Here is a 13,971-nt window from a genome sequence, read left to right on the forward strand (position 1 = left end):
ATTTCATAGTTTTAGGATAGCTCTTATTTTTTGAAGCAGACGAAAACTGCAACATCTGAACATTTATGGGCATACTACATACGTTTAAATTTAAATATAAAGGAGCTTTTTTATGACAGGAATTTTAGGTGGCAACCCCAAGGATGAACCGATGCATTATGGAGAGATCTTTAGTGTATGGCAAGCTTCGATGGTAGCAAAGGGGGCCCTTTCGTGTTACCGAGCTTACTTATATCATGCCGGCGACAATGATCTCAAAAAAGTATTAGGCGCATTAATTGATCAAGCTGAGCTTGAAGTTAGTGAGTGTGATACGCTGCTGGCAGATAACGGGATTGCTTCAGTACCAGCGATGCCGAATAGACCCGAAGTCAAGCTTGAAGATATTCCTATAGGTGCACGATTCACAGATCCTGAGATTGCTGCAAAAATTGCTGCCGATACTGCTACAGGATTGGTAGCTTGTAGCCAGGTTATGGGTCTTTCTATCAGAGAAGATATTGGTGCGTTATTTGCAAAATATCACCTAACAAAAGCAGCGATAGGCGTTAAAATCCTCAATTTGAGCAAGAAAAAGGGCTGGTTAATTCCTCCCCCACTTCAAGTAAAAAGACCAGAGTCTGAATAAGTCTTAAATTTGTTTAGCTCCGTTCCGTTGCTGGTGCGGAGCTACTATTTTACAGCTATGCGATTGGAATCATTGAAACAGCTACAACACCACAGCGAATAAAGCCATTTCTCATGATTTGATTATACCCTGAAAAGGCCTTCGATAAATCGGAGGCCTTTTTTGGTTGTCCTACAAAATGTTTCTTTTGAATAGGCTAGTACTACACACAAACATTAGAGAGGAGGGAATGCTATCAATACTTTCATAGGATATATTTTTCTTGGTCTTTCGCTATCCGCACCTATTGGTCCTATTAATGCTGCTCAACTGGACAATGGAATTCGTAAGGGCTTCTGGCATGCTTGGGTAGTGGGGCTTGGAGCCATAAGTGCAGATATCATTTTCATGTTATTAGTTTACTTTGGGGTAATCCATCTGCTCGAATCCCCTTTTATTAAAGCATTCTTGTGGTTATTTGGTTTCTTTGTGCTGGTGTATACGGGTATAGAGAGCATAAAAAATGCTGGAGTGCTTTCAGAACCCGGTATGAGAAGCAGTGATTCATCCTTAACGAAGTCTTATTGGTCCGGTTTACTGATGTCTTTATTCAATCCGCTTTCCATATTATTTTGGCTAGGGATATACGGTTCCATTTTAGCCAAAGCGGCCATGGAGTATCCAATGCAGCAGTTGTTGATTTATAGCGGAGCTATTGTACTCGGGATTTTGATTTGGGATGTATCTATGGCTGCTGCTTCAAGCATGTTTCGAAAAGTCCTGACAACCGGTGTTTTAAAATCGATTTCCGTGCTGTCAGGCCTTTCGCTTGTTGGCTTTGGGCTTTATTTTGGTGTACAAGCCGCTCAGTTATTGTTTTTTCATTAAGTTTTGTTTTTTTTGGGTCGAATGATTTTTGTAGGACCCTTTGAGTAATCTATTATTCCCTGAATTTCTAACAATAAGTTTCCTTTACTCGGTTCCTTATCCGTATCAACTGTACGTTTCTTACGAACACGTATCACGATCCAATCACAAACGGCGATCAGTGTGACAAGCAACAGACTAATATATAACCCTGGGCGGCTGAGTGAATGAAAAAGAGTACCTGTGACCGCGAGCCCAATGAGTAGCAATCCAAGCCAACGTTTAATCGTGCTAAACCGACTTCCTTTTAACAGTTTTCCAGAAGACAGCAGGATAAACGACCAATTATACAGCAGCATTAAACCGGCCGCAGTAGTGATATACTCATACACTTTTCCTGGTAACAATAGTGACATCACCACTGCCGCCGTAATCCCAACGGTGATCAAAGTAAGGGCATAAAAGGGATATTTATCCTTCCACTTCCGAGAAAATAACTTCGGCGCATCTCCCTCTTGAGCCAGGGTAATCATCATTGAAGTTACAGCGTAGAGTGAAGCAGTCATTGTAGAGAATCCAGCGACAATCAACACTCCGTTAAATAGATGAGGCACGAAAGCCAAATGATCACTACTTAGCGCTAGAACAAATGGACTTTCTTTCGAGTTAAATGCACTAAACGGCACCATGATTACAGCTAGACCAATAGACAAGATGTATACAATAACCAAGGCGATCAGCATAACCTTTCCTGCCTTTGGTGCATCCTCCGGCTTTTGAAGTCTATTGGACATAATTCCGAGTACCTCAATCCCTCCGTAAGCATAAAAAGCGAACAGAAAGGCAGACCACAACCCCACCCCTCCTTTAGGAAATAGCGCGGTGTAGTTTAATGGAACCTTCGGTGTATACTTCCCTCCGCCTATCCAACCAGCCAATAGAGAAGCCGCAATGATTAAGAACATGAGAATAGCAGCTATTTTTATTACAGCCAACACATTCTCAACCCGGTCAAACCCCTTATTCCCAAAAAAGACAATGACAAGGCCCAATAAAGCAAACCCAGCAGCAAAAATCCACATAGGTACCGCTGGGAACCAAAAGCGCGAAAAAATAGATAAAGCAGTTAGTTGACTACCCATGATTAATAACTCCGAGAACCAATAAACCCAGCCACTGCAGAAACCCGCCCAGCTGCCAAACGCTTTTTTTGCATAGGAACGAAAAGATCCTTGCTCTGGTTGTTCTGCTGTCATACGTGAAAGAGCATCAAATACTATATACGTTCCAATAGCAGCCAAGATGTAAGCGATCAGTACTGCAGGCCCGCCTATAGAAATCGCTAAGCCTGAACCTAAGAAATACCCGGTTCCAATTGTACCTGCAACGCCTAATAAGCTTAACTGCCACCACTTCAATTTCTTTTCATTTTTTGAATTACGAGAAGCTTGGTTCAAAGAATTCAGTCCTTTTGTAAAGAAGATATAAGCTCACCTTCTGGATTTTACTCACACTCCAATAGGCTGTCCTTATACTCTTAACTACATGCAGACGTATAAATTTAAAAAGAGTAAAGTGACCAATAGGTCACTTTACTCTTTTTTAGTATCCCTCAAAATATCCGCTTCTGATCCCGATCATCAATAATAATCTGCACCGCTTCTTTAAACCGAATCGCATGGATGATCTCCCGCTCCCGCAGGAACTTGAGACTATCCTGCAAATCCACATCATCCGTCATGTCAATCAGCCACTGGTATGTAGCCCGAGCCTTTTCCTCCGCTGCAATGTCCTCATACAAATCTGCCAGCGGGTCACCCTTAGCTTGAATATAAGCTGTTGTAAACGGTACGCCTGAGGCATTATTGTAGAACAAGGCATGGTCATGCGCTGCAAAATGCGGGCCTAATCCAGCTTCCTCTAATTCGCATACCGACGCATCCTTTGTCAGCTTGTAGATCATCGTGGCAATCATTTCGAGGTGGGCGAATTCTTCTGTAGAAATATCGTTCAAAACGCCAATAACTTTATCCGGAATCGTGTATCTTTGATTCATATAGCGCAGGGCTGCGGCGAGCTCGCCGTCGGCTCCTCCGTATTGCTCACTTAAATAACGCGCCATCCGGATATCACATTTACCGACCCGTACCGGATATTGCAGCTTCTTCTCATATATCCACATTCGGGAACTTCCCCTCCTCTAGAAACTTAGTTCCTTACAGTACACACTTCTTACACCTGCCAAGGCCAAGGAGCCTGATTCCATTCCCACGGACATTTCGAATAAGCGCGACCAAAATTCTGCAGCGGACCATATAATTCCTGAAATTGATTCGCTAGCTTAGTACGTTCCTGAGTCAGCTGATTAAATTGTTCAATACTTCTTAAATCATCTGGATGAGTGTTCAGATATAAGTTTAACTCCACCAAGGCAAAATCAAGAGTCTGCAGCTGTTCAAGCATTTCATAATATCGTTGATCGCAAGGGTTTGCCTCCATAGTCTACTTTCCTCCTCCTTTGCACTTAGATTCATACGGGCTGAACAGTGCTGGCCAGAGCGTGCCATACTTCAAAGCTTCCTGTAAACTAAACTGCGGAAGATCGGGTGGCTGAAAGTTAATGAACTGATTCGGTGGAACTACATATGTCTTGAATGGTACCGGTGGGCAAGGATCAAACGGGCCCCTAAACGGGGTATACCTCCGTAGCTGTGATTCCATTTTTCGTACCTCCTTTGTTCCTGTTCCTTGTTTATTACTCCCTTAGCTAACTTATGACAGCAGGACACATTATAAAACGTTATTTATAAAAAAAGCACTGGCGCAAGATTTGTCATGCAATTGCACAACAAATAAGCTGCCTTCGGAAAAGTACCGAAAACAGCTTATAACTTGGATCTTATTGAATATTAAGATCTAGACTTCACTTTTTTGACGAATCTTCGTGGGTAATCTCAAGGATATCCAACATAAAAACAAAGATGGGAATGCCAAGAAGAAGTCCCCAGACACCTATATAATGCTCAGAAAACAACAACACGATAAAGGTGTAGAACATCGGCAAATTCATTTTTGTGGACATCAACTTAGGATTCAAGAAATAGCCTTCGATAAAATGTAATACCGCAATAATCGCCAGCACATAAGTGACTGTTGTCAGACCGCCGATGTTGTAGCCGATGATTAGGAGCGGAATGAGCGAAATCAAAAAACCAACCACCGGAATGAGACTGAGCAGAAAAATCAAGATCGATAAGGCAAATAAATATGGGAAGTTAAGCAGCCACAAGCCAATAATAGTAAGACAGGTGTTGAACAAGGCAATGAGAATTTGCGCTTCAATTACTTTCCCAAAGGAAATGATGAATTTTCGGCTAAAATACTCCAGATCTATATAAAACCAGGCAATTCGGCTCTCTCTCATTCTAGAAGTGAAACTGACAACCCGGTTCTTCTCCAGAATAAACACAAAACTTAGAATGGTCGATATAACGAAAGTCGCACCCCAGTTGCTAACCTTCAGCACATAATCGATACCTCTTTTGATGTAGGACTGATAGTTAAGGTCCCTGAGCATATCATACAAATACAATGTAATCTTGTTCTGCGGGAGATCTTCTGGTTTGAGATTGGTAAGGAAGATGGTTAATTGCTTAATCTGTTCCAATACTTTTGGGAGATATTTAGCAAGGGCCAGTGCAATCACTGCGATTAAAGCGAGGTATAAAATGACAATAATCACCTTACTGTTAACCTTCATAAATTTACCAATTCGTTTACTAAGCAATGTCTGAAAGCTGTTCATGATAAAAGCAATCAAAAACGTCAGTAACACCAGATTAAGCATCCCTCTAATACTGAACAACAGCAACCCGATAAGTGCGAGAATAAAAAAACGCCTGGTGGTTATATTCGCGTAGAATCGCTTTAATACATTCATAGATCTTGCTCCATTCGATTGCGATTAATATTGCTGATCATCCATTGGTTATAAAAAGGAAAACTTAGCCCCCACAAAAAAGCCGATGGAAACAAAAAGGAGTGACCAGGTTAGCGCTCCTGCAGTCGTTATGAGTATATATTTTTTGAAAGACATAGCACTGATTCCAGAGATATAGCTTGATACATGCCTCAGACCGGGAATGAAATAGGCAATGAAAATCGCCCAGTTGCCGAACCGCAAAAACCATCTTTTCATACTGGCAAAACGCTTGGGTGTAAGGCCAACCCACTTGCCGAATTTTTCTACCACAGGTTGCCCTAGTCTTAAACCAATGGTATAGCTGATAAGCATTCCGGTGATAGATCCCATGAAACAAACCAATACCGAAAGTGAAAAGTCCAAAACCATAACGGAGGATAAATAGCCTACAAACAGCATTAACACCTCATCCGGTACAGGAAGTCCGATAATCCCAAGTGCCATAAGGGCAAATATGGCTATATATCCGTACTGCGAAATGATTTCAATAATCCAAGGCATGGGTGTATCACTTCCTGTTGAAGGATTTTTTAAGTGACGGAAATGGAATACGACTGACCATCATTACAGACAGTATTGCCATTAATACGATGACCAGTCCTGGTTTCATGCGTTCATCTAGTAAAGAAATCATCGACAGAATGACTCCAGCAGCTGTAATAGGCATCCCCACGAACCCTTTGGAAGGCGCCGATAGATTAAATCTGGCCAAACGAAGTGCACCACAGATCAAAAAGAAAACTGAAGCTGCAGGTCCAATCCAGTGAGCATCTTCTAACCTATACAATAAGATAAGGAAGGTTGGCGCTAAACCAAATGATATAATATCCGCCAATGAGTCCAATTGTTTACCGAATTCACTGGTACATTGCAGTATTCTTGCCAGTAATCCATCGAGTACATCGCATATTGCCGCAAGCAATATCATTAATAAAGCCAGGCTGTATCGTTCTTGAATCGTGAAATACAAAGATAATGATCCGAGCCCCAAGTTTGCAAGTGTGCACATTGAAGGCAACCAATTCAATTTCATACGATTTCACCCCTTTCATTGTAGTATTTTTATTGAACCGTTTAACCTTCAAAGGTCACAGTAAAGCTGACGCCGTTCTCCGTATTTTTCACAGTATAAAGACAAGCATGCATATCTAATATTCGCTTCGCAATGGAAAGCCCCAGACCTGTACCGCCCGTCATTCGACTGCGAGATGGCTCAGACCGATAGAACCGTTCCCAGATCTGCTCTAGCTGATCTTCGAGGATGGATTCTCCTATATTTTGAACAGTGAATACAGTAGTCTGGGCATGACTCTCAATATTGACGGTGATAGAACTTCTTTCTTCCGCATGTCTGATAGCATTGGTCATAAAATTCAGCAGAACTTGTTCGATCCAGTTCACATCAGCATATATCGGTAATTCGTTTGCAGGAATAATGATGACCTCCAAATGTTTTTCACTCAGCAAGTGAACCAGCTTGTCCGTCACCTTTTCCGTCAGTTCACTTAACATAAAGGAAGTTTTCCGAAGTTTAATCGTGCCCGACTCCAACCGTGCTAGATCTAGCATATTTTTAACAAGAAACTCCATTTTATCTGCTTCCTCAATAATCACCTTAATGTAGTGATCCTGCTTGCCGGCGCTAACGCCGTCTTCCAATCCCTCGGCAAAACCTTTGATAATACTGAGCGGTGTCTTCAATTCATGGGAGGCATTAGCAAAAAAGTCCTGCTGCATGATCTCCATTCTTTGTTTCTGCTCCATATCCTCAACTAGCTGCTGATTGGCCTCTCTTAACTCTCGTAAAGCAGAATCCAGACTTAGTGATAAGGTGAACATGCTATTAGAAAGACTGCCTAGCTCATCCTTCTGCCGAATCGATGTGTCCCCTGTAAAGTCCAGAGAAACCATCCGTTTGGCTATGTTGTTTAACTTAATCAGCGGTCGTGCTACCATTTTCGAAAAGAAGAGGGAAAGCACCAGAATCAGGACAATACCGCCAATCCCCAAATATAAAAAGAACCAACGCAACGCCTCATTAGAATCCTTAACTTCCTGTAACGAGGTCACTGTGAATAGTAATTCAATTTCTCCGGTACTTTGCTTAAGGGGCAGAATAATCACAGCATTGCGACTCCCACTCCAGGGAGCAATCCAGTCTTGCTTCTGTATTTTCAAATTCTTGAAGTCGTTTATCTGCGCCGGTGTCAAAGGAAACCATTCCTCTAGAGCTTCAAACAGTATTCCTTGGCGTGGATTCCATATTTTCAAATCAGGCAATACAATTTCTGTAACAGTACCTGAAGCGTGAATCATCCCAGTCTCTTCCGTATCCCCTATTGTTCCGGTCTCTTTTTTTGTAATACTTATAGGGTAGATTATAGCAGGTGAAGAACTGTCTTCATCCAGTAGTTCGCCTTCGATGCTGAGCTGATCATCTACTTTAATGTTCGCTGCTCTAAGCGCATCTCCGTACTGATTCATGAACAGGGATAAAGAGACAACCATACTCTTTCCACCATCATCGATTAACTTTATATGAAATGGATCTTCCGAATTCATCTTTCCATCCAGCTTCAAAATAACCATTTGTGTTTTATTCCGCAGCATAAACCGAACGAGCTCCTGGGAGGTTCGAGTGCTTCCCCACGGCTCGCTTATATATCTTGCAGCAAAGCTCTTAAGATGTTTCTCCACGCGGTTTTCTTTTTGCTTCTGATAGAAATTGTCAAACAACAGCAGTTGGCTTAGAATCACCATGCCATAGAAGCAAAGGAAAAAGATAACGGTCATCACAAACAGTTTAAAAGTAATTCCCCGTCTTCTCATGCCTCTTCCTCGAACATGTACCCTGTGCCAATCACCGTACGAATAAAACGTGATTCATAACCCAATTTACTTCGCAGCTTTTTAATATGACTGTCCACAACTCTAGAATCTCCTTCAAATTCAATTCCCCAGATCCGACTAAGGATCGTATCCCTTGAAATGACAATCCCTTTGTTTCGTATTAAAAGCCATAAAAGATCATATTCCTTAGGGGTAAGCTCCACTTCCGCATCTTCTACCTCTAAGCGATGAGCTAAGGTGTTAAACATCGCGGAACCAAATTTTATTATGCTGGATTCAGGCTGATGGGAGCCTTCAACACGCTTCATAAGTGCATTTGCCCGGGCTACCAGCACCTTTGGACTAAATGGCTTTGTAACATAATCATCCGCTCCTAATTCAAAGCCGTAGATTTTGTCGTCATCTGTAGACTTGGCGGTTAACAAAATGATAGGTACCGCTGATTTTTCACGAACTTCACGGCATACTTCAAAGCCATTCATAGCAGGCATCATAATATCCAAAATCAGCAGATCCGGCAGCAGTGAGTCAAACCAAACCAATGCATCTATTCCATTATCGGCTTCGAGTACTTCCCAATCATTCTGTATGAAGTAATCAGACACCAGTTCACGAATACGAATTTCATCCTCAACGAGAAGAAGCTTCTTTTTCAATCTAGACCCCGCTTTCAAACCATTTATAAATATTAGCATAGTCGAGTGTTATGTCCTTTATGTGTCCACAAAAAAACTCCCCCTGTCATGAGCCATGCAGCTCTAGCAGGAGGAGTTCATTTTATCCCTGATCACTCGGAACAATACGCACAATTTTCAATAGGTTATTCTTTATTTCCGTCCGGCTCTGATGGATTTTCTTCGTTCTCAATGGGGGGTTCCCGATGGATATTAATTCGAGTGATCCGCAATCTTGTCGATTCCTCGACTTCAAATATCACATCTTCTACTTTAACCCGTTTTCCTTTGGTTGGATTCCCCTCCAGCTCCTTAAACAACCAGCCACCGATGGAATCCACTTCATCATCCTCGATCACTACACCCGTAAGATCGTTGACATCTTCAATCAACATCCGGCCTTCAACGGAAATATAATCACCATTACGCTCCACACTCGGACGCTCATCTTCGAATTCGTCATGCAGATCGCCTACGATTTCTTCCAGAATTTCTTCTGCTGTCAGTAACCCGGCTGTACCGCCGTATTCATCGACAACTAGCGTTAGCTGAGCTTTATTCTTCTGCATAAAACGAAGCGTATGGCTAATCTCCATCGATTCCGGCACGTTAAGAATCGGTCGAACCAGCGTCGTAAGATCATTCTGCTGCTCAGGTGGAGCAAACAGCAGGTCGGTAATATGAATAAAACCAATAATACGGTCCTTGTCTTCAAAAGCAACCGGATAACGTGAATGTCTTGTTTCTGTAATAATCTTCATATTTTCTTCGAGCGAAAGATTGCTGTACAGCACATCCATATCCGTACGAGGTAACATGACTTCACGAGCGAGAAGATCAGAGAATTCAAAGATGTTATCCATCAGCTTCATCTCATCTTTATCAATGACACCACTCTTAGCACTCTGATTCATCAGGATACGAATTTCCTCTTCCGAGTGGGCTGCCTCACTCTCATTCGCGGGCTCAACACCCACTAAACGAAGCAATGCGTTCGCCGATGCATTCAGTATCCAGATAAAAGGCATGAAGAGATTATAGAAGAACATCAGCGGTGCCGAGAGCAGTAGCGCAGATCCTTCTGTTCTTTGAATCGCAAGTGATTTCGGTGCAAGCTCACCAAGTACAATATGTAAAAATGTAATAATCGAAAATCCGATAACAACAGAAACAGTAGAAATCAGAGTACCGTCGGTAATCCCCATTTTATACATTAACGGTTCAACGAGCAGCTCTGAAATGGCCGGCTCACCGACCCAGCCTAATCCCAGTGACGCGAGTGTAATCCCAAACTGGGTGGCAGATAAGTAAGAATCCAGTCTCTTATTTACCTTGAGTGCATATCCAGCCATTTTATTACCTTCACTGACAAGTTGGGTCAGACGAGACTGCCTGACCTTAACTAATGAGAACTCCGCTGCTACAAAAATACCGTTCAATAATACGAGCACCAGAACAAGCAAAAGATTAAGCATTAATCTCCCTACTTCAAATTCCGTATGCGCCACTTTAACAACGCCTCATTTCTACAGATTGATCGCTTTTCTAGTTTTGAAATCAACTTCCGGATAATACATATCCGCTACTAACAGGTTAGGTCCGCAACAACCTGCTGCATCGCAGTAACAATTCACCTTCTGGTTCAGCGGATGCTTCGTCTGCCAATCGATAAATATATCATCCAATTTTTGGTTGTCTATGTTCCCAAAGGCTGCGATATCAGCGAAATCTGTAACGAAAACATCTCCAGTAAACATATTTACGTTCACACGATTCCGACCATCCGGATCGTTACGAAGCGTAACATTCTTCTCTGCACGCATTCTACTTAGCAATTTCTGATCTTCTTCAAGGAAGCTGCAAGCAAAAAACGGAAGCGTGCCGAACAACATCCATACCTCTGGATCACGCTGGTCCAGTAACGAATGGATCGCTGTCCGCATTTCATTTAAAGATAACACTGGCAAAGCGGAAGCAAAGCTCGAATTGTACATCGGATGAACTTCATGGCGTTTTGCTCCCATGTCGAGAATCAGCTTATGAATTTCAGGCAGCTTAGTGTGGGTTCGGTAATTAATCATAGTTTCCGCAGAAATTAACATACCATCCTCACTTAGTTGGCGAGAGTTCTCAATCATTGTATTATATAGCCGGTAAGCGGCTTCCTTGGCAACCGCATGACCACTGTTCGCAAAACCGACTTCATGAAAATCGTCACCGTTCACATAATTAAATGAAATATGCATAACGTCCAGATATGGAAGCAGCTTCTCATAACGGGAATACGGCATAGTCAGATTAGAATTAATTTGTGATCTGATTCCCCGCTCTTTGGCGTATTTCAACAATGGCACAATGATATTATCCACCGTTCCGGCGCGGAACATAGGCTCTCCGCCCGTAATACTAATAGTTTCTAGATGCTCAACTTCCTCTAAACGGTCTAGCATATTCTTAAGCGGTAGCATATCTCCTTCTTTGGAGGTTAGACTATCACCAACAGCACAGTGCTCACACCGCATATTGCATAAATTGGTTACAGTGAATTCCACACTCGTTAGCACATGGCGGCCATGCTTACGTAGAGAAGTGATTGGATCCCATGGATCGTAACTTGGCGACAGCTCCCTCGGTGAAGATGTTAATGGTCTTAAAACATTCATTTGCACTAGCTCCTTTAAATCTTATTCCTATTATTAACCCAAAATCATGAAGAAAGAACGATGACTTACCCTATATCATACCACGTTAGTCAAAAAAACTGCACTTATGATGTCTTTCTGGCCTTCTATACTTGCGCTACATTTCAAAAAAAATAAAAGCAGCGAGACGAAAAATAGGCTTCCGACATATCTTCGGATAAGCCTAATCTTCTCTCCACGCTGCTATAAATAATCAATTTGGCGTTTCCGGAGAACCGCCTTGTTCTGCGACGTCAATAATAACAACGGAGAGGGCCTTACTAAGATCTCGTTCAAACGGTACGACTTCCTCTCCTTCAGGACCCGTAAGCACACGTACGGTGGGTCTGTGAGGCGTACTTGGATCTATTTTGACCACAACCCCGCTCTCCCCCGTACTGAGCTTCACCGTAAGCCCCAGCGGATAGATAGCTACGCGATCTCTAAACAATTCTAAATGCTTCTGCTCATATAAAGTACCGGAACCAACATAGAGGGCCTCAACGGCTTGATGTGGCAGCATAGCCTTTTTGTAGACTCTATTGGAGGTCATGGCATCATAGGAGTCCGCTACACCCAGCCACTTGGCGTATTCATGGATTTGGGGTCCTGTTAATCCGCGAGGATATCCGGAACCGTCAATGCGTTCATGATGCTGCAAGGCACAATGTGCTGCGAGCAGCGGGATATTCGGCTCCTCCTTTAGAATCTGAAACCCAATCTCGGTATGAACCTGCATGTGGCGGAATTCTTCATCACTGAGCCTGCCGGGTTTCTGTACGATTTTTATCGGGATTTGTGTCTTTCCAATATCATGCAGCAGCGCGCCTAGCCCAATCACTCGAAGTTCCTCTTTACTATACCCGTGAGCAATACCAAGCACTAAAGTGTACAAGCAGACATTCAGGGAATGGACATATAAATAGTTATCAGCAGTGTGCATATCCATCAGCATGATCATCGGATCTTCTTGTAAAGACATATCGTCTAAAATGTTATCCATGATCTTAGAAAATTTTTTGTCCAGATGATACAGACCCTTGGTAATTCCCGAAGCCCCAGACATTTGCTGAAATTGATTACGAATCACCTTTAGGGCCTGATTGCGCGTCTCATCCTGTAGAATACCAGTAATCACAATATCGTCCGTGACAGAATCCTCTATGTAGATATAGCCGATATCAATTCTTGCAAGACGCTTGATCAATGCATCCGTAAGCTCTACCCCGTCCGCGAGTAGAGTTAGACCTTCATCATTATAAATTTTTTTACCTAATTTCATGCCTGCTTGAAGCTGATTCACGGATACTAAACGCACTAAACTCACTCCTGCCTTTAACGGTAAAATGCTATTCTGTATTGAAATCCTTGGGTCACACGCTTTGTCTATACCGTTTCTATGGAAATTCAGACAGGTGTACCTTAAAGAAAATCAGATGTGTCTAGGTCTATGCCAACGGGCATTAACGCATAATAAACAACCAGAATACAGCAGCAAGAATAAATCGATAGATCGCGAAATGCGTTAATCGAATCTTTTGAATCCATTTCATAAACAAAATGACCACTAAATATGCCACTACAAAAGAAATCAGAAAACCAATTACAAAATAACCAATCGTCTCACTTGTGAAGTTTTTATACGAATCCAGCAGTTCATACCCCGAAGCCGCACACATAATAGGAATGGCTATGAGGAAGGAAAAATCCGCAGAAGCCTTATAGCTGACCCCGCTTAACATCCCCCCGGAAATAGTAGACCCGGAACGGGAGAAGCCCGGCCAGAGTACCGAAATAATCTGATACAATCCAATCGCCAGCGCCTGTCCGTAAGACAAATCATCCAGTTCGTGAGCAGTAATTCGTATTTTGCGTCTGTTCACCCATTCTGCAACAATCATTAGAATCCCTCCGGCCACAAGTGCCCAGAGTACAGTCGAAGCTCCAAAAAGACTTTTGATAAAATCGCGGGCAAAAAATGCCACAGCAAGTGCTGGGGCAATCCCGAGAATCACATGAATTAAGTTCAGACGGGATGCCGGCATAACGCCTCCTCTACCTGAACTACTACGTCCAATCCCTAGCAAATTGAGTACTCGCTTGCGGTAAACAAGTGCAATCGCCAAAATCGCCCCTAGTTGAATTACAATTTCATAAGTCTTCATAATCGAATCTTGCTCCGCGAAGCCTAATAGCTTCGTGGTCAAGATCATGTGTCCGGTCGAAGATACAGGAATAAATTCAGTGATTCCTTCGACAATTGCTAAAATAATAGCTGTAATCGTGTCCATAATGTCCTCCTATTTTTGG

At 42.5% G+C, this 13,971-nt stretch carries 15 protein-coding genes; 2 read left to right on the forward strand and 13 right to left on the reverse strand.

Annotation, left to right across the window (positions count from 1 at the left end; all coding sequences use genetic code 11):
* Positions 1-112: 112 nt before the first annotated feature.
* Together MKY52_RS00535 and MKY52_RS00540 are read left to right on the forward strand one after the other, a co-directional pair.
* Positions 113-628 carry a DUF3231 family protein gene (locus MKY52_RS00535; RefSeq protein WP_341049252.1) on the forward strand — a complete coding sequence of 172 codons (516 nt, stop codon included), beginning with the start codon at positions 113-115 and terminating at the stop codon, positions 626-628.
* A gap of 234 nt (positions 629-862) precedes the next feature.
* Complete coding sequence (locus MKY52_RS00540) at positions 863-1,495, forward strand: LysE family transporter (protein WP_341053314.1); 633 nt, start codon at positions 863-865, stop codon at positions 1,493-1,495.
* Here the strand turns inward: MKY52_RS00540 and MKY52_RS00545 are convergent.
* From MKY52_RS00545 to MKY52_RS00605, 13 genes are all read right to left on the reverse strand, one after another.
* Complete coding sequence (locus MKY52_RS00545) at positions 1,492-2,931, reverse strand: amino acid permease (protein ID WP_341049253.1); 1,440 nt, start codon at positions 2,929-2,931, stop codon at positions 1,492-1,494. The two genes, MKY52_RS00540 and MKY52_RS00545, sit on opposite strands and share 4 nt — an antisense overlap.
* Positions 2,932-3,086: 155 nt before the next feature.
* A complete protein-coding gene (locus MKY52_RS00550; protein ID WP_076284176.1) occupies positions 3,087-3,656 on the reverse strand; it encodes a manganese catalase family protein in 570 nt (189 codons plus the stop codon).
* Positions 3,657-3,706: 50 nt separating this feature from the next.
* Positions 3,707-3,973, reverse strand: a complete 267-nt coding sequence (locus tag MKY52_RS00555) for a spore coat protein CotJB (RefSeq protein ID WP_042186389.1) — start codon at positions 3,971-3,973, stop codon at positions 3,707-3,709.
* A gap of 3 nt (positions 3,974-3,976) precedes the next feature.
* Complete coding sequence (locus MKY52_RS00560; RefSeq protein WP_042186387.1) at positions 3,977-4,195, reverse strand: spore coat associated protein CotJA; 219 nt, start codon at positions 4,193-4,195, stop codon at positions 3,977-3,979.
* Between the two features lie 202 nt (positions 4,196-4,397).
* Complete coding sequence (locus MKY52_RS00565) at positions 4,398-5,414, reverse strand: AI-2E family transporter (protein ID WP_341049255.1); 1,017 nt, start codon at positions 5,412-5,414, stop codon at positions 4,398-4,400.
* A gap of 48 nt (positions 5,415-5,462) precedes the next feature.
* The gene (locus MKY52_RS00570) at positions 5,463-5,957 is read right to left on the reverse strand and encodes a DedA family protein (protein WP_149645894.1); all 495 of its coding nucleotides are present in this window, start codon (positions 5,955-5,957) and stop codon (positions 5,463-5,465) included.
* Between the two features lie 7 nt (positions 5,958-5,964).
* Positions 5,965-6,489, reverse strand: a complete 525-nt coding sequence (gene pssA / locus MKY52_RS00575; RefSeq protein ID WP_149645893.1) for a CDP-diacylglycerol--serine O-phosphatidyltransferase — start codon at positions 6,487-6,489, stop codon at positions 5,965-5,967.
* Between the two features lie 41 nt (positions 6,490-6,530).
* Positions 6,531-8,285, reverse strand: a complete 1,755-nt coding sequence (locus MKY52_RS00580) for a sensor histidine kinase (RefSeq protein WP_341049257.1) — start codon at positions 8,283-8,285, stop codon at positions 6,531-6,533.
* A complete protein-coding gene (locus tag MKY52_RS00585; RefSeq protein WP_060624606.1) occupies positions 8,282-8,962 on the reverse strand; it encodes a response regulator transcription factor in 681 nt (226 codons plus the stop codon). The genes MKY52_RS00580 and MKY52_RS00585 overlap by 4 nt, the downstream gene beginning before the upstream one ends.
* Positions 8,963-9,126: 164 nt before the next feature.
* Positions 9,127-10,455, reverse strand: coding sequence for a hemolysin family protein (locus MKY52_RS00590; protein WP_042193528.1), 1,329 nt, complete (start codon positions 10,453-10,455; stop codon positions 9,127-9,129).
* Between the two features lie 51 nt (positions 10,456-10,506).
* Positions 10,507-11,643 carry a radical SAM/CxCxxxxC motif protein YfkAB gene (gene yfkAB / locus MKY52_RS00595; protein ID WP_149645890.1) on the reverse strand — a complete coding sequence of 379 codons (1,137 nt, stop codon included), beginning with the start codon at positions 11,641-11,643 and terminating at the stop codon, positions 10,507-10,509.
* A 232-nt stretch (positions 11,644-11,875) separates the two neighbouring features.
* Positions 11,876-12,979: an HD-GYP domain-containing protein gene (locus tag MKY52_RS00600; protein ID WP_341049259.1), complete on the reverse strand. Its 1,104-nt coding sequence runs from the start codon at positions 12,977-12,979 to the stop codon at positions 11,876-11,878.
* Between the two features lie 145 nt (positions 12,980-13,124).
* Positions 13,125-13,952 (reverse strand): undecaprenyl-diphosphate phosphatase, encoded by an 828-nt coding sequence (locus MKY52_RS00605; RefSeq protein WP_042186371.1) that lies wholly within the window; start codon positions 13,950-13,952, stop codon positions 13,125-13,127.
* Between the last annotated feature and the right edge of the window lie 19 nt (positions 13,953-13,971).

This window comes from Paenibacillus sp. FSL P4-0184, from assembly GCF_038004625.1.
Lineage (GTDB): Bacteria > Bacillota > Bacilli > Paenibacillales > Paenibacillaceae > Paenibacillus_AQ.

What these genes read in the sequence shown, in the direction of transcription:
- MKY52_RS00580 (WP_341049257.1), bottom strand. Translation starts at nt 8,285, where the DNA reads ATGAGAAGACGGGGAATTACTTTTAAACTGTTTGTGATGACCGTTATC.
- MKY52_RS00560 (WP_042186387.1), bottom strand. Translation starts at nt 4,195, where the DNA reads ATGGAATCACAGCTACGGAGGTATACCCCGTTTAGGGGCCCGTTTGAT.
- MKY52_RS00605 (WP_042186371.1), bottom strand. Translation starts at nt 13,952, where the DNA reads ATGGACACGATTACAGCTATTATTTTAGCAATTGTCGAAGGAATCACT.
- yfkAB (WP_149645890.1), bottom strand. Translation starts at nt 11,643, where the DNA reads ATGAATGTTTTAAGACCATTAACATCTTCACCGAGGGAGCTGTCGCCA.
- MKY52_RS00550 (WP_076284176.1), bottom strand. Translation starts at nt 3,656, where the DNA reads ATGTGGATATATGAGAAGAAGCTGCAATATCCGGTACGGGTCGGTAAA.
- MKY52_RS00565 (WP_341049255.1), bottom strand. Translation starts at nt 5,414, where the DNA reads ATGAATGTATTAAAGCGATTCTACGCGAATATAACCACCAGGCGTTTT.
- pssA (WP_149645893.1), bottom strand. Translation starts at nt 6,489, where the DNA reads ATGAAATTGAATTGGTTGCCTTCAATGTGCACACTTGCAAACTTGGGG.
- MKY52_RS00570 (WP_149645894.1), bottom strand. Translation starts at nt 5,957, where the DNA reads ATGCCTTGGATTATTGAAATCATTTCGCAGTACGGATATATAGCCATA.
- MKY52_RS00555 (WP_042186389.1), bottom strand. Translation starts at nt 3,973, where the DNA reads ATGGAGGCAAACCCTTGCGATCAACGATATTATGAAATGCTTGAACAG.
- MKY52_RS00535 (WP_341049252.1), top strand. Translation starts at nt 113, where the DNA reads ATGACAGGAATTTTAGGTGGCAACCCCAAGGATGAACCGATGCATTAT.
- MKY52_RS00590 (WP_042193528.1), bottom strand. Translation starts at nt 10,455, where the DNA reads ATGCTTAATCTTTTGCTTGTTCTGGTGCTCGTATTATTGAACGGTATT.